This window comes from Saccharothrix sp. CB00851 (assembly GCF_001905065.1).
GTDB lineage: Bacteria > Actinomycetota > Actinomycetes > Mycobacteriales > Pseudonocardiaceae > Actinosynnema.
This window is the reverse complement of record NZ_LWLC01000009.1, coordinates 143,150-160,932: the sequence shown is the minus strand read 5'-3', so window position 1 is coordinate 160,932 and position 17,783 is coordinate 143,150. Positions and strand designations below refer to the sequence as shown.

Below are 17,783 nucleotides of genomic sequence, written 5' to 3'. Positions count from 1 at the left end.
AAGTCGGGCCGTTTCCACCGCCGCGGGCCGGTCAGGGCCGGGCGGTGAACACGATCGTGTGCCGGCCGGTGGCACCGTCCGGGATCGGTTCGGCGCGTTCGCCGGTCTGGGTGTGGCCGGTTCGGTCGGTGGCCCGGACTTCGAGGGTGTGCGAGCCGGCGGGGAGGTCGAGTTCGGCACGCCACATGCGCCAGGTGTCGACGTTCACCTCGGTGCTGAGCTCCGTGGTCTGCCAGGGGCCGCCGTCAATGCGGACCTCGACCCGGTCGATGCCTTTGTGCTGGGCCCAGGCGACGCCGGCGGCGACGAACGTCCCGGCGGGCACCTGCTCGAAGGGTTTGGGCCGGTCGATGCGGGACATGGTCTTGATCGGGGCGCGTCGTGCCCAGTTCCGCTTGACCCAGTAGGCGTCGAAATCGGCGAACGTGGTGAGTTCGGCGTCGACCAGCCACTTGGTCGCCGACACGAACCCGTACAAGCCGGGGACGACCATCCGCACGGGGAAGCCGTGTTCGGCGGGCAGCGGTTCGCCGTTCATGCCGATGGCCAGCAAGGCGCCGCTGTCGGGTTTCATGATGTCCTCGACGGGCGTGCCACAGGTCCAGCCGTCCGCGCTGCGCGTGGCGAGCTGGTCGGAGCCTGGTCGCACGCCCGCTTCGGTGAGGATGTCGCGGAGGGACACGCCGATGAAGTTCGTGGTGGAGATGTAGGGCCCGCCGACTTCGTTGGACACGCAGCAGAGGCTGGTGCTCCTCTCCACCAGCGGGCGGTCGAGCAGGTCGTCGTAGGTGAGCACGAGTTCGCGGTCGACCAGGCCGTGCACGCGCATCCGCCAGTCCTGGGCACGCAGTCGGGGCACGGACAACGCGGTGTCCACCCGGTAGAAGTCGGCGTTGGACGTGATGAAGGTCGGTGTGCCGTCGCCGGTGAAGTCCGCGCCCGCCGGGATCGGCGGCGCGGCCACGTCGGGCGAGAGCCGGATGAAACGGCGCGAGGCCTCCACGTCGACCCGGCCGCCGATGAGCTGCCCCGCCGCGGCGGTCGTGGCGACGACGGTGGAGGCGATCAGGAAGCGGCGCCGCCCGAGACCGGGCACCGACCAGTCCAGCGAGCGCACCGGTCGCCCGGCACCGTCCACCGTGCCTTCGGGCCGAGCGCCCTTGTGCAGCCACCGGAAGACCAGCACACCCACGACCAGGCTGCTCAACGGTGCCAGCACCGCGATCCGGTCCAGCGTGGGGCGGGCGAGCACCGCCGCGATCCCGATCACGCCCAGTGCCACGGCCGACAGCGTGCCCGGCAGTGGACCGCGGCGGGACAGCAGTCCGGCCAGGACCGCCGCGGCGGCGATCACGAAGGCCATGCCCGCCAGCAGGACGACCTTGTCGTGCTCGCCGAACGTGCGGATCGCGAAGTCCTTCACCGGGTGCGGTGTCAGGTCGATCGCGGTGTTGCCCACGGCCAGGAACGGTGACGCGAACGGGTCGATCAGCGCGGCCACGAGGTGACCTGTGGCCAACCCCGCCGCCACCGCGATCAAGCCCACCGCGACCGCTGCCCACCGCGGCACCTCGGGATCGGACGACTGGCTGGGCTCCGGTGCGTTCATACCCGGTCTTCGCAGCCGCCGACCTCGCGGATTGGCGTGCTCCTCAGACCAGCGGGAGGACCACCACGGTGGGGGTCGTGGGTCGCGGGGACCCGCCTCGCGGCTCCACGGTCAGCCCGACCGCTTCCCGGCCGGTGAAACCGCTCGCCAGCAAGGGACGCGGTTGTTCGTCGGAGGACGTGAGCAGACCGGCCGGACGCGGCCCATCGGCGCCGATCAGCCACAGCTGGTACGTGCGGTCCTCCGGCAACGGCGCCAGCCCGTGGGCGAGGAACACCACCTGTCCCTTGGCCGACGACGCCACGACGGTGCCCGTGCCACCGCCGGCCACGTCAGCCCGCACGAGCTTGGCGTCCGGTGCGGCCAGCAGCTCGGCGACCTGGCTGTTGCGGGTGTTGACCTGCTCCAGGGCACGCAGGTCGCGTTCGAGCCGGTTGTTCGTGTCGACGGCCTGGATGCCCAGCGTCACGGCGACCGCGATGCCCGCCGCGGCCGCCAGTGCCGCCGTCCTGCGCGACCGCCCCGATCGGGTTCCCGTTCGGACGGTCGCGGTCCGCGGTGGCAGCTGTCGGGTGTGGACGACGGCGGCCAGCACCCGGTCGCGCAGGTGGGCGGGCGGCTCGGCGGTGGCCTCGCCGGCCAACCGGACGGTGGTCTCGCGCAGTTCGGCGGTCTCCTGGGCACAGCCCGCGCAGCCCGCGAGGTGCTCCTCGAAGAGGCGCCGCTCGGCGTCGGAGAGGGCGTCGAGCACGTAAGCGCCGATCAGCGTGTGCGCTTCGATGCGCGCGGTGTCGTCGGTCATCGGGTCACCCCCAGGCAGTCTCGGAGTCTGATCAAACCGTCGCGCATCCTGGTCTTGACCGTGCCCAGCGGGATGCCGAGCACCGAAGCCGTCTCCGGATAGGTGTAGCCCTGGAAGTAGCCGAGCAGGATCGACTCCCGCTGCAACTCGGTCAGCATCGACAGGCACCGCCGCACCTGCCGCCGCTCGACGCGTGCCGCGACCTGCTCGCTGACCGCGTCGAACGGCGTCTCCACGTCGAGGCGGGCGGCGAGGTCCTCCCGGCGGGTCGCGGCCTGAGCGGAACGGACCCGGTCCACGGCCCGGCGGTGCGCCATCGTCATCACCCACGCCAGCGCGCTGCCCCGTCCCGGGTCATAACGGCCGGCGGTCCGCCACACCTCCACCAGCACTTCCTGCGTGACCTCCTCCGACTGCGCGTGATCACGCACCACGCGACGAACCAGGCTGAACACCCGGCCCGCCACCACGTCGTACAGCCGCGCGAACGCCTTGTCGTCACCGCGCGCGACGAGGGCCAGCAGCTCGTCGGCCGTGGCGTCGTCCCCCTCTCGGGTGTCGGCGGACACGGCCTGGAGCTTGCGCTCACGCCCTGCCATCGCGCCCCTTGCCGACCAGCCGGTTGACCGACCCGAACATGAACCCCTCCTCGACTGAGCACACCGCCATCCCTTGTTCGTCGCCGGAGGCGGATCGGATTGGTTCGCGTGGCCGGTGTCACCCGGTCGTCTCGGTCCGGGAACCGATCCCAGGTCTTGAACGACCACCTGTACACCCGCCGGTCCACGCCACCACCCACTTCCGGAGGCAATCTGTGAGGCCGTATCCGCACGAACGGGAGGTCGACCAGGCGGCCGTCGACAGCGCCGCGGGAGCCTTGCCCGACACCACGACCTGCCGGATCCCCAGCCCTGTGCTCGGTCCGGTCCTGACCCGCGCCGGGCTGGCCATCGCCGGCCCGGGACCGGCGGACGTCGAGGTCAGGTCGGCGCGAAGTTCGGGATGGCGGAAGCTCGCGCCGCGGCCTCGACCTTGCAGTTCCTCGTCGCGGCGGGGCTGTGGTCGGCGGCCCTCGGCGCGCTGGCCCTCCACGGAGTCGTACCCGACCTGGACCGACTGCGGTACCGCCTCGACGAGCACGCCTCCGTGCGGCTGGCCCTACCCGAGCCCGGCGGCTGGACCACCACCGACGATCCCGCGCCACTGCTGCTGCGCGCCGTGGTCGAGGAACAGTTGAAGCCGTTCCACGCGAGGTTGCGCACCGTCGCCAAGGTCGCGGAGGGTCTGCTGTGGGGCAACGCCGCCGCGGCCCTGCGCAGCGCCCTGCGACCACTGCCCGACCTGCGCAACCTCGGCGACCGCCTGCTGACCACAGCGGAGCTGCGCGGCACCCTGTTCCCCGACGGCATCCGCCGCAGCTGCTGCCTCTTCTACCGCACACCCACCGGCCACACGTGCCGCACCTGCCCGCTGGTCGGCGCCGCGGTCACCCGGCAACGTCAGTCGTGATCCGGGCGACCGGTGAGGTGGTGGTCGGCGGTCTCGACCGCTTCGGCCAGTAGCCGTCGCACGTGGCCGCCTCGCACCCGGTAGACGGCGCGGCGGCCCTCGCGGCGCACGGAGACCAGGCCGGCCAGCTTGAGCTTGGCCAGGTGCTGGGACACCGCGGGCCGGGCGATCCCCACCGCGGCGGCCAGCGTGGTGACGTCGTACTCCGCACCGCACAGCAGCCACATCATCCGCAGCCGGGTCGCGTCGGCCAGCATCCGGAACCCGTCGACGGCCGCCTCGACGTGCGCGCCAGTAGGTAGCTGTTGCCAGTCATGCGTTGTTGCAACGTCGTCGCGTGCGTACATGAGCACGTATGGTGTCACCCGGTTCCGCGGAAGGCCAGCCGTCCGGAGGTGCGCGCCATGCTCGGGGTGTTGTCGAATCGCACGTACCGACGCCTGTTCACCGCCCAGGTCGTCGCCCTGGCCGGCACCGGACTGGCCACCGTCGCCCTGGGCCTGCTGGCCTACGACCTGGCCGGACCGGACGCGGGCGCGGTGCTCGGGACGGCCTTCGCGATCAAGATGGTGGCCTACGTCGGCATCGGCCCCCTCGCGGCGGTCCTGGCCGCCCGCTTCCCGCGCAAGCCCTTGCTGGTGGGCCTGGACCTCGTGCGCGTGGCGGTCGCGGCCGCCCTGCCGTGGGTGGACGAGGTGTGGCAGGTGTACCTGCTGATCTTCCTGCTCCAAGCGGCCTCGGCGGCGTTCACCCCGACCTTCCAGGCCACCATCCCCGACGTCCTCACCGAGGAACGCGACTACACCCGCGCCCTGAGCCTCTCCCGCCTGGCCTACGACCTGGAAAGCCTGCTCAGCCCGCTGCTCGCCGCCGCCGTCCTCCTGGTGGTCAGCCACGATTCGCTGTTCGTCGGCACCGCGACCGGGTTCGCCGCCTCGGCGCTGCTGGTGTCGACGGCGGCACTGCCCCGGTCGCACCGCCCGGCGGCGGGCCGCTCGATCACCGCCACCGCGCGTGGCCTCCGCGTCTACCTGGGCACCCCGCGCCTGCGCGGCCTGCTCGCCGCACACCTGGCCGTCGCCGCCGCCGGGTCCGTGGTCCTGGTCAACACCGTCGTCTACGTCCGCGACCTGCTCGGGCGCGGCGAGACCGCCGTCGCGATCGCCCTGGCCGCCTACGGCTCGGGTTCGCTGGTCGCGGCGCTGGCGCTGCCCCGCGTCCTGGACCGCCGGCCCGACCGCCCGGTCGTGCTGCGCGCGACGGTGACGCTCGCCGCACTGCTGGTCGTCGCCGTCCCGGCCACCGCCTTCCTCGGCGACCTGCGGTGGTACGCCCTCCTGGCGCTGTGGGCCGCACTCGGTGCCGCCGGATCGTTCGTGCTGACCCCCGGCGGACGGCTCCTGCGCCGGTCGGCGCACCGACCCGACCTCTCCGCCGTCTTCGCCGCCGACTTCGCCCTCTCCCACGCCTGCTGGCTGGTCTGCTACCCCCTGGCCGGGTGGCTGGCCACCACCACGTCGATGACCGCGACCCTGCTGGTTCTCGGCCTCGTCGCCACCGTCGCCGCCGCGGCCGCGATCCGCCTGTGGCCGGCCCACGACCCGGAAGTGGTCGAGCACGAGCACCACGGCCTCGACTCCGACCACGACCACCTCCACGGCGCGGTGCCCGTCGGCGCGTGGCACCGACATGCGCACCCCTACCGGATCGACGACCTCCACGCCCGCTGGCCGGCCGTCGTCCGGTAACGGCTTCGGGCCACCGCGGGAACCGAAGGGCACTCACCGACGACCAGTGGGACGGAGCGGTGCCATTCCGCGCGATCACGACCCGGATGGAGCGGCATGGGCTGGTACGAGGACGACGACCTGTGGGTGGGTTTCGCCGAGGTGATGTTCCCGCCGCGCCGTGCGGCGGAGGCGGAGCGGGTGGTGGCCACCTCGCCGCTGTTCAAGGTCGCGCCGGGCGATCGGGTGCTGGACCTGGCGTGCGGCCCGGCGACGCACCTGGTGCCGTTGGCCCGGCGCGGGGCGGTGGTCACGGGGGTGGACCTGAGCGAGGCGATGCTGGCACGAGCCCGTGAGGCGTGCGAGGCGGCGGGAGTCCAGGCGCGGTTGGTGCGTGCGGACATGCGCGAGCACGTCGAGCCCGGCGCCTACGACCTGGTGATCAACATGTACACGTCGTTCGGCTACTTCACCGACCCCGGCGAGAACCTGGCCGTGCTGCGCAACGCCCACGCCGGCCTGGCACCCGGCGGTCGGCTGCTGGTCGACGTGATGGGCAAGGAGGTGTTCGCCGGGTGGGTCGGCCGTCCGCAGGCGGTGGACGTCGCCGGTGGCACGGTGTTCATGCGCGACACCGTGCTGGACGACTGGACGCGCGTGCGCAGCGACTGGACCTGGGTGCGCGGTGACGAGGTGCGGCGCACGTCGCTGTTCTCCACGCTCTACAGCGCCGCCGAGCTGCGCGGGTTGTTCGAGGCGGCGGGGTTCGGCGAAGTCGAGTGCTTCGGCGACTTCGACTGCTCCCCCTACGACAACCGCGCCCGGCGGCTGATCGTGCGGGGTACCCGCGCCTGACGGTCCGCCGGGTGCGCACCCGGCGGACCGGACGGTCGATCAGGACGAGCGGGCGAAGCAGGTGCCCTTGGCGCCCGGGAACAGGTCGGGTGCCAGACCGATGGCGAAGTCCCGGATGAACACGTCGACGTCGAGGTAGGTCTTGGCGCGGCACTCCTCGAAGTTCTCGTCCACACCGGCGATGAAGTTGTTCTCCCGCAACGGCCGGAACTGGTTCGTGCGCGGGTCGGCGGTCAACGTGTCGCGGGTCGTCTTCATCGGGTCGTAGACGATGAAGAAGTCGGCATCGGCCGCCGTGCCCACGGCCTTCTCGAAGTCGTACGGTTGGCCGTTGGGCGCCGGGTTGTCGGGCGCGAAGACGTTGGCCACGCCGAGTTGGGTGAGCAGCCTGCCGACGAGGGTTTCGGCGCCGTGGCCGTGGACGAACTCGCAGCCGCGCTCCGGCACGACGCAGAGGTAGCCCACCTCACGGTCGCCGATCTTGCCTGCGACGGTGGAGACGACCTCGTCGTAACGTGCCTTGATGCGGTCGAACTCGGTGTTGGCGGCGCCTTCGGCGTTGTAGAACGCGGCCACCATCTTGATCCACTCCGCGGAGGCCAGGGCGTGGCGCTCCAACCGGTTGGACACGCTCACCCCCGGCATCCCGGCGGCACGCGCGTTGCTGATGTCGTCGAAGCCCTTGCCGAACCCGGACATCAGGATGACCTGGTTCTTCAGGCCCAGCACGGCTTCCTTGTCCAGGTCGGTGTACTCGCCGATCGACAGCGGCTTGCCCGCGGCCTCGACCACCCCGGCGTACCACTCGTCCTTCTCGGCGTTGCCCAGCAGCTGGCCGCTCAGCCCGGTGATGGTCTTGTTCTTGCCCAGTCGGTCGACCATGGCCAGGGCGTTGAACGAGGTGACCGACACGGTGGTGACCGGTACCTGGACGACCAACGCGCCTTCGAGGTCGCCGGTGGCCTCGGGTGCCGGTGTACCGCACTGGTAGAGCACGTACTTCAGCTCGGGGCCGTCGGCGTTCTCGGTGTCGGTGAGCGTGATGGTCTTGTAGGAGTTGTGGTAGCTGATCCGCCAGAGCTCGGACTCGGTGACCGTGCTCTTGTCCGGGAAGTAGTCGCGTCCCTCGGCGTAGTCGGTGACGCAACCCTCGGCCTCCGCTTGGCTGCCCGACGCGCCGGAACCCGGGCTCGCGCAGCCGGCGAGCGCCAGGGGTAGCGCGAGCAGCGCGACGACCGAGCGGGTGAGTGTGTTCACGGTGGTGCTCTCCTGCGTGCGTGAGGGGTTGGTGGCGGGTGCTCATCCGGTCCGCGCGTCTTCGCGCAGGGGTGTGGCGCAGCCGCGCAGGTGGGTGACGAGGGAGTCGAAGCCGACTCCGTGTGCGCGGGTCGCGTCCGGCACGTGGGTTCCGTCGACCCACCAACGACAGGGTGTGCCGGGTTCGACGGTCAGGACGTGGTCGGCGGTGGCCGGGACGGGTGTCCACCCGGCCCGCCGGGCGGCGTGTTCGGCCCACTGCCGCAGCCGTCCCTCGCCGACCACCCGCACGGTCGCGCCGGGCACCTCGGCGTCGGCGACGACGATCGTGGCGGCCGCGTCGTCGAAGGACATGTTCTCGCCGGTGAAGGCGCGCGTGATCGCGTCGCCGCACGCGAGGTCCTCGGGCGCGCCGGCGGTCACCGTGCCGTCACCGCCGACCAGCCACACCTGGTCCGCGCGGCGCAGCGCGAACGCCAGGTCGTGGGTGGACAGCACGATCGCCGTGCCGGTGGTCGTGCTCAGCCGGGTCAGCATCGCCGCGAACTCGATGCGGCGGGCCACGTCCAGGAACGCGGTGGGCTCGTCCAGCACCAGCACCGCGGGTTCCTGCGCCAGGGCGCGGGCCACCATCACCCGCTGCCGCTCACCGTCGGACAGGTCGGTCAACGGACGGTCGCGCAGGTCGGCGACCCCCGCGTCGAGCAGTGCCCGGTCGACCGCGGCACGGTCCCGCGCGCTCTCCCGGCCGAGCCACGACCGGTAGGGGATCCGGCCCAGCGCCACCACCGCGTCGACGCTCATCTGCCCCACGTCGACGGGTTCGGTCAACGTGACCGCGAGCCTGCGGGCACGCTCACGCGGTGAGAGTGCCGCCAGGTCTCGACCGTCGAGCAGGACGTGACCGCCCAACGGCGGCTGGGCGCCCACCAAAGTGCGCAGCAGGGTCGACTTGCCCGCGCCGTTGGGGCCGATCAACGTGATCAGCTCCCCCGGCCGGGCGGCCAGGTGCACGTCGCGCAACACGGTGACGGCCGGGTGCCGGCGGCGTCGCCGGTAGCCCGCGCTCACCGCGACCGCCTGCAACGCCGGACGGGGTTCGCCGGTCATCGTGCCTGCCTCCTCGCCCGACCCGACAGCAGCACCCACAGGATCACCGGCGCGCCGACGAACGCGGTCACCGAGTTCAACGGCAGCGACGTCCTGGTCAACCCGTTGCCGCCGGCGACGTATTCGGCCACCAGCACGATCACCGCACCGATCAACGCGCTCGCCGGCAGCACCAACCGGTGGTCGCTGGTGCGCACCAGCCCTCGCGCCAGGTGCGGCGCGGCCAAACCGACGAAACCGATGGCACCGCAGTAGGCGGTGATCACGCCCGACAGCACGGCGACACTCGCCAGGGACAGGAAGTGGACGCGGCGGACGTTGATGCCCAGGCTGCCCGCGTACCGCTCGCCCAGCAGCAGGGCGTTGAGCGGCTGGGCCAGGAACACCGACAGCACCAGCACCACCGCGCAGGACACGGCGACGACCTGCAGCTCGTGCCACGTCACGTTGCGCACGGAGCCGCGGGTGAAGGTGGCCAACGCCTGCAACCGGTCGGGGTCGGTGTAGTAGACGAGCATGTCCACCACAGCACCGGCCAGGTAACCTAACATCACGCCCACCACCAGCACCACCACCGGATCGCCGACGCGACGGGCGATGCCCAGGGCGATCAACAGCACCCCGGCGGCCCCGGCGACCGCCGCACCGGTCACCCCCAACTGGCTGACCACGCCCAACCCCGACAACCAGCCGACACCGCCGGTGCCCAGGATGACGATCGCGGCACCGAGGATCGCACCGGAGCTGACGCCCAGCACGAACGGGTCGGCCAGCGGGTTGCGGAACAGCGTCTGCATCTGCGCGCCACCGACCGCCAGCGCCGCACCGGCCAGCAGCCCGGCCACCACCTTCGGCAGCCGCGCGTCCAGCACGATCGTGCGGCTCACCGCGGACTCGGCGTCCTGACCGGTCAGGATCCGCAGCACCTCCCCGACCGGGATGGCGATCGAACCCTGGGCGATCAACACCACGACGACGCCCAGCAGCAACAAGACCAGCAGCCCGAACAGCCCGGCCACGTACCCGAAGCCGTGCCGGCTCCTCGGCGCGGTGGCCGTCATCCCGTCGTCGGTCATCTCCTCGACACCCGTACCACTACCCGACACCGCGAACCCTGCTCCTCCCTCCGGCGTACAACCGGCCACCACCGCAGAAGTCGTGCCGCGCCGCTATCCGGTTCCCGGCCCGTGCGCGGTTCCGCCTCGGCACAGCAGTGGTCGTTCCACCGCGCGGAGAAGTTCCCCGGCGCCCGATTCCACCGCCACGGGAACCGACGACGCCTCGCCAACGACCACTAGGACCGGACACGACCACACCCGAGAGGGCTCGACCATGATCCTGATACGCACGACGACACCGGGCACGTTCCGCTGCCCGGGCTCGATCGGAAGGTGAGGACCGTGCTCGACCACCACGCCGTGGCCCCGCCGGTCCACGAGCACATCACCGACGCCGTCAAGACCCCGGCGCTCGTCCGGCTCACCCCGAACACCGTGCTGGTCCGCTTCGAGACGCTCAAGGTCTACGCCGCGCTCGGCGCGGTGCGCCACCTGATCGAGACCGGGGTGATCAGGCCGGGGCAGACGGTGGTGGACAGCTCCAGCGGCATCTACGCCCTCGCGCTGGCGATGGCCTGCCACCGCTACGGCCTGCGCTGCCACATCGTCGCCTCCACCACGGTCGACGACACCCTGCGCGCCCAGCTGGAGATCCTCGGTGTCAGCGTGGACCAGATGCCGCCGTCGGACGACCTGCGCCTGGACCAGAGCCGACGGGTGGCCCGGGTGCGGGAACTGCTGGCCCGGCGGCCCGACATGCACTGGATGCGCCAGTACCACGACCCCGTGCACCACCTCGGCTACACCGAGCTGGCCGACTTGCTGCTGCGCGCGTTACCCGGCGAACCGCTGACCGTGGTGGGCAGCGTCGGCACCGGCGCCTCCACCGGCGGGCTCACCCGCGCACTGCGCGAGCACGACCCGCTGACCCGGCTGGTGGGCGTGCAGCCGTTCGGCAGCGTCACGTTCGGCAGCGAGCGGTTCACCGACCCGGACGCGATCATCGCGGGCATCGGCAGCGCCATCCACTTCGACAACGTCCACCACGAGCTGTACGACCGCATCCACTGGCTGGACTTCCAGCACGCCATGGCCGCCACCGTCGGCCTCCTGCGCGACCACGCCGTCTTCGCCGGCCTGTCCACCGGCGCCGCCCACCTCGTCGCCACGTGGGAAGTCGCGCGCGATCCCCTGCGCACGCACGTGGTCATCGGCGCCGACACCGGCCACCGCTACACCGGACGCGTCTTCACCCGCCACCGCGAAGCCCTCGACCCCGCGCTGCTGGCCCCCGTGGAGATCGACTCGCTGGACCGGCTGGCCCCGCCGTGGGCGGCGATCGACTGGGCACGACGCACCCACCGCCCGGCCGTCCCCACCCAGGAACGTCCTCACGAACGCAGGAAGGACCCCGTGCCGTGACCATCGTGCTGCTGGAAGCCCTCACCTTGGGCCTCGGCCGCCTCGCCGACGCGGCCCGCGCCCACGGCCACGACCTGGTCCTGCTCACCGGAGATCGCTCGACGTACCGCCACGAACTGTCCCGCCACGGCGACCGGGTCCGGGTGGTGGACGTCGACACCACCGACGTCACCGCGTGCGAGCGGGCGTTGCGTGACGTGCCGGACCTGGTCGGGCTGATCAGCTCCACCGACACCTGGGCCTTGCCCGGCGCGGACCTGGCCGAACGCCTCGGCCTGCCCGGTCCCTCCCCCGACGCCGTCCGGACCCTGCGCGACAAGGCCGCGGTCCGGGCCAGGCTGCACGAGCACGGCCTGAGCCGCAGCGGCCCGCTCGACCCCGCCACGACCGAGGTTTTCCCGTTGGTGCTCAAGGATTCCGCGGGCACTTCGTCGCGCGCGGTGTGGCTGGCACGCACGCCCTCCCAACGTGACGCCGCCATGCTGGAAGCCGCCGCCACGCCGCTCAAGGGCCGCCTGATCGCGGAACCGTACTTCGAAGGCCCTCTCTACAGCGCCGAGACCATCACCTGGCACGGTGAGACGCGGTTGCTCGGCCTGCTCAGCCGGGTGATGTCCCCCGAACCGCTGCGCCGCGAGGAGGCTTCCGGGTTCCCGGTCGCCTTCCCGGACGCCGACCACGCCGCACTCGCCGACTGGATCAGCCGGGTGCTGCACGCCGCGGGCCACGACCGCGGCTTCGCGCACACCGAGTTCGTGCTCACCGCCACCGGTCCCGAGGTCGTCGAGGTCAACGCCCGCATCGGCGGTGCCCTCGTCGGCGAGGCCCTGTGCCGCGCCTTGGGCGTCAACGCCTACGACGCGATGGTCCAAGTCGCCCTCGGCACCCGACCCGCCCTGCTCGACCACCCGGATCACACCGGCACCGCCACCGGGTTCGTGGTCGTCTACCCGCGCGAACCCGGCGTGCTGGAAGGCTGGACCGGCCTCGACCGACTGCCCGAACTGCCCGGCAACCCCGAGTGGTACCCCACCGCGAGCCCCGGCGACGCCCTGGAGCACCTGACCGACCAGCGCTCCGGCACCGGCATCGTCCTCGCCGAGGGCCCCACCGCCGAACTCGCCCTGCACCGCGCCCAAGCCGCCGCCGGCGGCATCATCCCGGTGGTCCGGGTCGGCGAACGCGTCGACGCGGCGGTGTGACCGCGCGTCGCCGGCGTTGTGGGACCCGGCCGGATCGCTGCTCCGGCCGTCTCGTGGTCACGCCCGGGAGGGCTCGCGCCGTCGCGGTCCTGCTGGACTCGCCGGTGACCGTCCCGGGTCACTGGCCGGTCGGCGTCCCCCGGCGCGCTGTTCGCCGCGCGTGCCCACGCCGGGACAGCGGGTCGGGACGGTCCCGGCGTGTCCGTGGTTCAGGCGGCCCGTCGGTGGGCGGTGGGTCGCAGGTGGCCTCCCCGGCCGCGGCGCCCGCCCGGCTGCGGCGTGAGGTCGTCGCCGTCGGAGTCGTCGTGGTGATCGCGGTCGTGGTCGTGCTCGGCCGGGGTTCCCGGTGTCGGCTGTCCCCGGTGGGCGCGGGCGACGAGGTAGAGCAGGGCCAGACCCGCCACCAGGGGCAGGTGCGAGACGACGCGGGTGGCGGTCGCGGTGCCGGCGAGCAGGTCGTTGACCGAGAACGCGACCAGCACCGTGACGAAACCGCCCAAGGTGGGCAGCAGCCCCGCGGCGCGGTGCGCGTGCACCGCGGCGACCATCAAGCCGATGCCCAGCGCGAGGTTCCACGCGGCGCCCTCGTTGAACAGGTGGGTGGTCCCGTGCCCGGACTGCCCGCCGGTGGCACCGGCGAGCAGTTGGGCGAGCCCGAGCCACAGCTGGACGATGGCGACCGCGGCGAGGGCGAGGCGCGGTTTCAGCGCGGTGTGGCGTGGTGGGGCGGCGGCCAGCACGGCGTCGACCAGGTCCGGTTCCGGCTCGACGGGCCGGACGCGGATGGTCCTGGTCAGCGCCTGTGCGCTCGCCTGCCACCGGGTGCAGGCGGGGCACCGTGCCAGATGCGCGTCCGTCTCGGCGGCGGGTACGGGCTCGGTCTCGCCGTCCAGGCGAGCCGAGAGCGCTTCACGGCAGGATTGGCAGTCCACACACCTATAGTCGCTCCATTCGGCTCACCGGTTCCAGACATCGCGTCGTTACCATCCGAATCGTGAAAGCCTTCGACGACGAGGCAACGCGCTGGGCACTCGACGCGCGCTCCGGCGACCGGACCGCCCTTGAGCGGTTCGTCCGCGCCACCCAGCGCGACGTGTGGCGGTTCATCGCCCACTTGTCCGACGTCGGGCTCGCCGACGACCTCGCGCAGGAGACCTACGCCCGCGCCCTCACCAGCCTGCACCGCTTCGCCGGGCGTTCCTCGGCCCGGACCTGGCTGCTGGTCATCGCCCGCCGCGTCGTGGTGGACCACATCCGCATGGCGCAGTCACGACCCAGGCTCTCCTCGGGCGCGGACTGGGCGCAGGAGGCCGACCGCAAGGCCGCCGACACCGGCTTCGAGGACACCGTCGCGCTGAACATGCTGCTCGACGCACTCGACCCGGACCGCCGCGAAGCCCTGGTGCTCACCCAGGTTCTCGGCCTGTCCTACGCCGAGGCCGCCGAGATCGCCGGCTGCCCGGTGGGCACCATCCGCTCCCGCGTCGCACGGGCCCGCGGCGACCTGCTCCGGGCCACCGGCGACGACGAGGCGACCGAGGTCGGCTGACGCGTCGAGCGCGGCCGTCCCGGAACCGCGGTGGTGATCACCTGCCGTGTCCGGCATCGCCTTCGTGGCCGGACTCGGGCACCGCCGGTGAGGGCCGGTCGCCGATCGGACCCACCGCCGAACCGAGGCTCCAGGCGGCGGCCGCCACCAGCACCAGCACACCTCCGAACGCGGCCAGTTTCACCATCGGCGTCATCCGCGCGACCAGGTCACCGACGCCGCCCAGCCCGATCACCAGGCCGCAGCCCGCCACCAGGACCACCGCGAGCACGCCGGCCACGACCACCATCACGAGCGACCCATCACGCCGACAAGCCGGACCATGCACCGAGCGTACCGGCCCGACGTGGCCGCGCCGAGGTCAGCTCCGGTAGGCCGTCATAAGCATGTAGTGGGGTTCTCCGGTGCGGGCGCAGTTGGTGAACACCTCGTCCAGCGCGGCGACCGTTTCGGCACCGTACTCGGCGGTCAGCTCCTCGCGGTGGGCACGCAGGCGTTCCAGCAGCATCGGGTTGTGCCGGTCGGTCTGCTCGCTGATGTCGAGGTACTCGGTCAGGTGCAGGCCCGCGTCCCGCAGCATCGGCGGGTACTCCTCCAGCCGGTGGAACGGCGTGTTCAGCGCGGCCCGGCGGTACTGCTCGATCATCCTCAGCCGCTCACCGGTGAACGGGATCCGCTCGTAGAAGTCCGTCAGCGCCAACCGTCCTCCCGGCCGCAACACCCGGCCGATCTCCCGGAACACGCGCGGCCGGTCGGCCATGTGCACCAGGGACTCGATGGCCCACGCCGCGTCGAACGAGGCGTCCTCGAAGGGCAGTGCCTCGGCGTCGGCGACTTCGAAGCGCACCTGCCCGTCGAGGCCTGCCGCCCGTGCCCGCACGGTCGCCTCGCGGACCATCACCGGACTCGTCGAGATACCCACGACCTCCACGCCGCACGCCCGGGCCAGCCGCCGAGCGGGCGCGCCGAGCCCGCACCCGACGTCGAGCACCCGTTGGCCCGCCGTGACGCCCAGGCGCTGGATCATCACGTCGGTCAGGTTGTCCATGGCCTCGTGCAGCGTGCTGGTGTCCTCGCGGGAGTACCAGTACCCGTAGTGGACGTTGTCACCGGCCAGCCTGACGATGAGCGGCAGGGCGTTGTCGTAGAACGCCACGACCTCGGCGCTGCTGGGAACGTACTCGGTGGTCATCGGGTTGCCTTCCGGGCCGTGCGTCGGCGTGCGACCGTGGGGACGTGGGCGGGATCGGTCAGCCGGGCCTGTGCCCGGCCACCAGCAGGTAACCGAGCTTGGCGCGGCACACCTCGAACACCGGGGCCAGGCTGTCCTCGAACGCCCGCATCCGCTCGGCTCCGTAGGCGTCGGCCAGGGCCGCGCGGCGGTTGTCGAACAGCGACGCCACTTCGTCGTACGTGCGGCGAGCCCGAGCGCCCCAGTCGCGCCGCTGCTCCACCACGAGCCCGGCGCCGGCCACCAGGTCGCACAGCGCCGGCGCGGTGGGCGGGTCGAAGATCCCGTGCGTGGCGATCGCCTCCAGGTCGGCCGGTGTCAGCGGCACCTCGGCGGTGTAGTCGGTGACGGCGAACCGCCCGCCGGGGCGGAGCACCCGGTTCATCTCCCGCAGCCACTGTTCTCTGTCGACGGCGTTGGGCAGCGAGTCGAAGGCGAGCAGGGCGTCGAAGGTGGCGTTCGGGAACGGCAGCGCGCCGGCGTCGGCGTGGCGCGCGGTCACCAGGTCGCCCACACCGGCGGCAGCGGCCCGGCGGGTGGTTTCCGCGACGTGCCAGGCGCTGTTGGAGATCCCGGTGATCCGGACGCCGAACCGCTCCGCGATCCGGATCGCGGGCTCGCCCACGCCGCAGCCCACGTCCACCAGGTGCTGCCCCGGGGTGAGCGCGAGCGTGTCGACCACGAGGTCGGTCATCCGCTCCAGCGCGTCGCGCAAGGGCGTCGGGTCCTCGTCATCGGCCCAGTAGCCGAGGTGGATGTTGCCGTGGTAAACGTCGACCAGGTCGCTCATCCCGTCGTAGATCTCGCCGACCTCGTCGGCCTCCTGCCTGGTGGGGCTGGACACGACCCGATCTCCTCCCGGTTCGCGAGCGCACGAGCCGCTCGCGGCGTCGGACGTCCTCACCTCCGATCTAACTACAACATCATCCAACTTCCTGCGGACAACTGTCGCTTGTAGCCGGACGGGTGAACCGACAACACCTGTCCCTCAAGCGAGTGAAATGCGGTCATCACCCGCCCGCGCACCGCACACGCCGGGCTTGATCAGTTTAAAAACTGATAGCTTGTGGATGTTCGTGTGACCGCCGCCACCGGGAGCCGGGGAATGACTGACACCAGCGCGCTGGGCGCCGAGGTCGCCCAGATGTACGAGCGGACCACCGCGCTCGTCGAGCTGATCTGGGGTCCCAACCTGCACTTCGGCTATTGGACCGACCCGGACGACACCACCGACAAGGACCAGGCGCAGGAACGGCTGACCGACCTGATGATCGAGCGGGTCCCGCTCGCAACGGGACAGCGCCTGCTGGACGTGGGGTGCGGCGTGGGCCACCCGGCCCTCCGGTTCGCGCGCAAGACCGGCGCCGACGTCGTCGGGGTGACGATCGCACCGGGCCAGGTGGCCGCGGCCACCGAGGCCGCGCGCGAGGCGGGGCTGCGCCACCGGGTCACCTTCGAACTGGCCGACGCCGCCGCGCTGCCGTTCCCGGACGAAAGCTTCGACGGCGCGTGGGCCTTGGAGAGCATGCCGCACATGCCGGACCGCGCCGCGGTGCTGGGCGAAACGGCCCGGGTGCTGCGGCCGGGGTCGTGGTTCGCGATGACCGACGTGGCCCGGTGCGGACCGCTCAGCGAGCGGCAGCAACGGGATCTCCGCGAGCGGATGCTGATCACCGCCCTGCCGCGGCCGGAACTGCTGGCCCTCCTCGGTGCGGCGGGGTTCGACGTCCTGGAGGTCGTCGACATCACCGCGAGCACCTCGCGCACCACGGACTTGACCAGGCAGGCCCTGGAGGGCAACGCCGAGGAGTGGTCCCGGCGGTACGGCGCGGACACGGTCGAGCACATGGCGCGTGTGCTGGACGTCTACGACGACGCCGTGGCCACGGGGATGGAGTACCTCCTGATCACCGCTCAACTCGCGCCCAAGGCCGGACGACCATGAGCGCGGCCATGCGCGAGATGTCCGACGCCGAGTGGCGGGCCTTCATCGGCCACGGGACGCGCACCGGCAAGCTGGCCACCGTCCGCGCCGACGGCCGGCCACACGTCGCGCCCGTCTCGTTCGTCGTGGACGGCTCGGAGGTGCTGTTCTTCACGGGTCCGGCCACCGTCAAGGGCAGGGCGCTGCGACACCACCCGCACTTCGCCCTCTGCGTGGACGACGAACGGCCGCCCTTCGCGTTCGTCCTCCTCGAAGGTGAAGCGCGGGTGGAAGGCGAGCGAGAGCAAGTGCGCACCTGGGCCCGGCGCATCGCGGCGCGGTACCTGGGCGAGGCCTACGCCGATGCGATCGCGCTGCGCAGCGAGGAACTCGGCGAGGTGCTGGTGCGCGGCCGGATCACCAAGGTGGTCGCCCGCGCCGGCCTCGCCGTCCCGGACGCGGCGGCGCAGCCGGTGAGCACACCGTGACGGCCACCGGTGAAGCACCTCCGCCCGGCACCACGCGGGC

The 17,783-nt window shown here is 72.2% G+C and carries 18 protein-coding genes and 1 pseudogene; 8 read left to right on the top strand and 11 right to left on the bottom strand.

Features of this window, described 5'->3' with window-relative positions:
• Positions 1-31: 31 nt before the first annotated feature.
• Genes A6A25_RS11020 through sigK form a run of 3 tightly spaced genes read right to left on the bottom strand, consistent with a single transcriptional unit; the run spans position 32 to position 3,010 of the window.
• A complete protein-coding gene (locus tag A6A25_RS11020) occupies positions 32-1,609 on the bottom strand; it encodes a molybdopterin-dependent oxidoreductase (RefSeq protein WP_073888181.1) in 1,578 nt (525 codons plus the stop codon).
• A 43-nt stretch (positions 1,610-1,652) separates the two neighbouring features.
• Entirely contained in the window at positions 1,653-2,411 is a 759-nt protein-coding gene (locus A6A25_RS11015; RefSeq protein ID WP_073888179.1) for an anti-sigma factor, read from the bottom strand.
• The gene (gene sigK, locus A6A25_RS11010) at positions 2,408-3,010 is read right to left on the bottom strand and encodes an ECF RNA polymerase sigma factor SigK (RefSeq protein ID WP_083668235.1); all 603 of its coding nucleotides are present in this window, start codon (positions 3,008-3,010) and stop codon (positions 2,408-2,410) included. Before sigK ends, A6A25_RS11015 begins: the two co-directional genes overlap by 4 nt.
• A gap of 403 nt (positions 3,011-3,413) precedes the next feature.
• Here sigK and A6A25_RS11005 point away from each other — a divergent pair, with 403 nt between their 5' ends.
• Positions 3,414-3,920, top strand: a complete 507-nt coding sequence (locus A6A25_RS11005) for a (2Fe-2S)-binding protein (RefSeq protein WP_073888177.1) — start codon at positions 3,414-3,416, stop codon at positions 3,918-3,920.
• Here A6A25_RS11005 and A6A25_RS11000 read toward each other — a convergent pair.
• Positions 3,911-4,267 carry an ArsR/SmtB family transcription factor gene (locus A6A25_RS11000; protein WP_073888175.1) on the bottom strand — a complete coding sequence of 119 codons (357 nt, stop codon included), beginning with the start codon at positions 4,265-4,267 and terminating at the stop codon, positions 3,911-3,913. The two genes, A6A25_RS11005 and A6A25_RS11000, sit on opposite strands and share 10 nt — an antisense overlap.
• Before the next feature lie 57 nt (positions 4,268-4,324).
• On the opposite strand from A6A25_RS11000, the gene A6A25_RS10995 reads away from it, so the two are divergent.
• Complete coding sequence (locus tag A6A25_RS10995) at positions 4,325-5,668, top strand: MFS transporter (protein ID WP_073888173.1); 1,344 nt, start codon at positions 4,325-4,327, stop codon at positions 5,666-5,668.
• A 96-nt stretch (positions 5,669-5,764) separates the two neighbouring features.
• The gene (locus tag A6A25_RS10990) at positions 5,765-6,502 is read left to right on the top strand and encodes a class I SAM-dependent methyltransferase (protein ID WP_073888171.1); all 738 of its coding nucleotides are present in this window, start codon (positions 5,765-5,767) and stop codon (positions 6,500-6,502) included.
• 39 nt (positions 6,503-6,541) lie between these two features.
• Here A6A25_RS10990 and A6A25_RS10985 read toward each other — a convergent pair whose 3' ends face one another.
• The 3 genes and pseudogenes from A6A25_RS10985 to A6A25_RS10975 form a co-directional block, all read right to left on the bottom strand.
• A complete protein-coding gene (locus tag A6A25_RS10985; RefSeq protein ID WP_073888169.1) occupies positions 6,542-7,759 on the bottom strand; it encodes an ABC transporter substrate-binding protein in 1,218 nt (405 codons plus the stop codon).
• Between the two features lie 42 nt (positions 7,760-7,801).
• Positions 7,802-8,794, bottom strand: a pseudogene (locus A6A25_RS10980) (ABC transporter ATP-binding protein); the annotation flags it as partial.
• A gap of 71 nt (positions 8,795-8,865) precedes the next feature.
• Complete coding sequence (locus A6A25_RS10975) at positions 8,866-9,975, bottom strand: FecCD family ABC transporter permease (RefSeq protein WP_206745042.1); 1,110 nt, start codon at positions 9,973-9,975, stop codon at positions 8,866-8,868.
• A 294-nt stretch (positions 9,976-10,269) separates the two neighbouring features.
• Between A6A25_RS10975 and A6A25_RS10970 the strand changes: the two genes are divergently transcribed.
• Positions 10,270-11,349 carry a cysteine synthase family protein gene (locus A6A25_RS10970; protein WP_073888165.1) on the top strand — a complete coding sequence of 360 codons (1,080 nt, stop codon included), beginning with the start codon at positions 10,270-10,272 and terminating at the stop codon, positions 11,347-11,349.
• The gene (locus A6A25_RS10965) at positions 11,346-12,551 is read left to right on the top strand and encodes an ATP-grasp domain-containing protein (protein ID WP_073888163.1); all 1,206 of its coding nucleotides are present in this window, start codon (positions 11,346-11,348) and stop codon (positions 12,549-12,551) included. Before A6A25_RS10970 ends, A6A25_RS10965 begins: the two co-directional genes overlap by 4 nt.
• A gap of 209 nt (positions 12,552-12,760) precedes the next feature.
• Here A6A25_RS10965 and A6A25_RS10960 read toward each other — a convergent pair whose 3' ends face one another.
• The gene (locus A6A25_RS10960) at positions 12,761-13,483 is read right to left on the bottom strand and encodes a zf-HC2 domain-containing protein (RefSeq protein ID WP_073888161.1); all 723 of its coding nucleotides are present in this window, start codon (positions 13,481-13,483) and stop codon (positions 12,761-12,763) included.
• Positions 13,484-13,545: 62 nt separating this feature from the next.
• Here A6A25_RS10960 and A6A25_RS10955 point away from each other — a divergent pair, with 62 nt between their 5' ends.
• On the top strand, positions 13,546-14,100 hold the full coding sequence (locus A6A25_RS10955; RefSeq protein ID WP_380734986.1) for a sigma-70 family RNA polymerase sigma factor: 555 nt from the start codon (positions 13,546-13,548) through the stop codon (positions 14,098-14,100).
• A 37-nt stretch (positions 14,101-14,137) separates the two neighbouring features.
• Here the strand turns inward: A6A25_RS10955 and A6A25_RS10950 are convergent, their stop codons facing one another.
• From A6A25_RS10950 to A6A25_RS10940, 3 genes are all read right to left on the bottom strand, one after another.
• Entirely contained in the window at positions 14,138-14,389 is a 252-nt protein-coding gene (locus tag A6A25_RS10950) for a hypothetical protein (RefSeq protein ID WP_073888159.1), read from the bottom strand.
• A 72-nt stretch (positions 14,390-14,461) separates the two neighbouring features.
• Positions 14,462-15,292: an SAM-dependent methyltransferase gene (locus A6A25_RS10945; RefSeq protein ID WP_073888157.1), complete on the bottom strand. Its 831-nt coding sequence runs from the start codon at positions 15,290-15,292 to the stop codon at positions 14,462-14,464.
• Positions 15,293-15,350: 58 nt separating this feature from the next.
• Positions 15,351-16,175 carry a methyltransferase domain-containing protein gene (locus A6A25_RS10940; RefSeq protein WP_083668233.1) on the bottom strand — a complete coding sequence of 275 codons (825 nt, stop codon included), beginning with the start codon at positions 16,173-16,175 and terminating at the stop codon, positions 15,351-15,353.
• A gap of 261 nt (positions 16,176-16,436) precedes the next feature.
• On the opposite strand from A6A25_RS10940, the gene A6A25_RS10935 reads away from it, so the two are divergent.
• Entirely contained in the window at positions 16,437-17,276 is an 840-nt protein-coding gene (locus tag A6A25_RS10935) for a methyltransferase domain-containing protein (RefSeq protein ID WP_073888155.1), read from the top strand.
• Positions 17,273-17,743 carry a PPOX class F420-dependent oxidoreductase gene (locus A6A25_RS10930; RefSeq protein ID WP_241828588.1) on the top strand — a complete coding sequence of 157 codons (471 nt, stop codon included), beginning with the start codon at positions 17,273-17,275 and terminating at the stop codon, positions 17,741-17,743. Before A6A25_RS10935 ends, A6A25_RS10930 begins: the two co-directional genes overlap by 4 nt.
• The last annotated feature ends 40 nt before the right edge of the window (positions 17,744-17,783 follow it).

What these genes read in the sequence shown, in the direction of transcription:
- A6A25_RS11020 (WP_073888181.1), bottom strand. Translation starts at nt 1,609, where the DNA reads ATGAACGCACCGGAGCCCAGCCAGTCGTCCGATCCCGAGGTGCCGCGG.
- A6A25_RS11015 (WP_073888179.1), bottom strand. Translation starts at nt 2,411, where the DNA reads ATGACCGACGACACCGCGCGCATCGAAGCGCACACGCTGATCGGCGCT.
- sigK (WP_083668235.1), bottom strand. Translation starts at nt 3,010, where the DNA reads ATGGCAGGGCGTGAGCGCAAGCTCCAGGCCGTGTCCGCCGACACCCGA.
- A6A25_RS11005 (WP_073888177.1), top strand. Translation starts at nt 3,414, where the DNA reads ATGGCGGAAGCTCGCGCCGCGGCCTCGACCTTGCAGTTCCTCGTCGCG.
- A6A25_RS11000 (WP_073888175.1), bottom strand. Translation starts at nt 4,267, where the DNA reads ATGTACGCACGCGACGACGTTGCAACAACGCATGACTGGCAACAGCTA.
- A6A25_RS10995 (WP_073888173.1), top strand. Translation starts at nt 4,325, where the DNA reads ATGCTCGGGGTGTTGTCGAATCGCACGTACCGACGCCTGTTCACCGCC.
- A6A25_RS10990 (WP_073888171.1), top strand. Translation starts at nt 5,765, where the DNA reads ATGGGCTGGTACGAGGACGACGACCTGTGGGTGGGTTTCGCCGAGGTG.
- A6A25_RS10950 (WP_073888159.1), bottom strand. Translation starts at nt 14,389, where the DNA reads ATGGTGGTCGTGGCCGGCGTGCTCGCGGTGGTCCTGGTGGCGGGCTGC.
- A6A25_RS10945 (WP_073888157.1), bottom strand. Translation starts at nt 15,292, where the DNA reads ATGACCACCGAGTACGTTCCCAGCAGCGCCGAGGTCGTGGCGTTCTAC.
- A6A25_RS10935 (WP_073888155.1), top strand. Translation starts at nt 16,437, where the DNA reads ATGACTGACACCAGCGCGCTGGGCGCCGAGGTCGCCCAGATGTACGAG.
- A6A25_RS10930 (WP_241828588.1), top strand. Translation starts at nt 17,273, where the DNA reads ATGAGCGCGGCCATGCGCGAGATGTCCGACGCCGAGTGGCGGGCCTTC.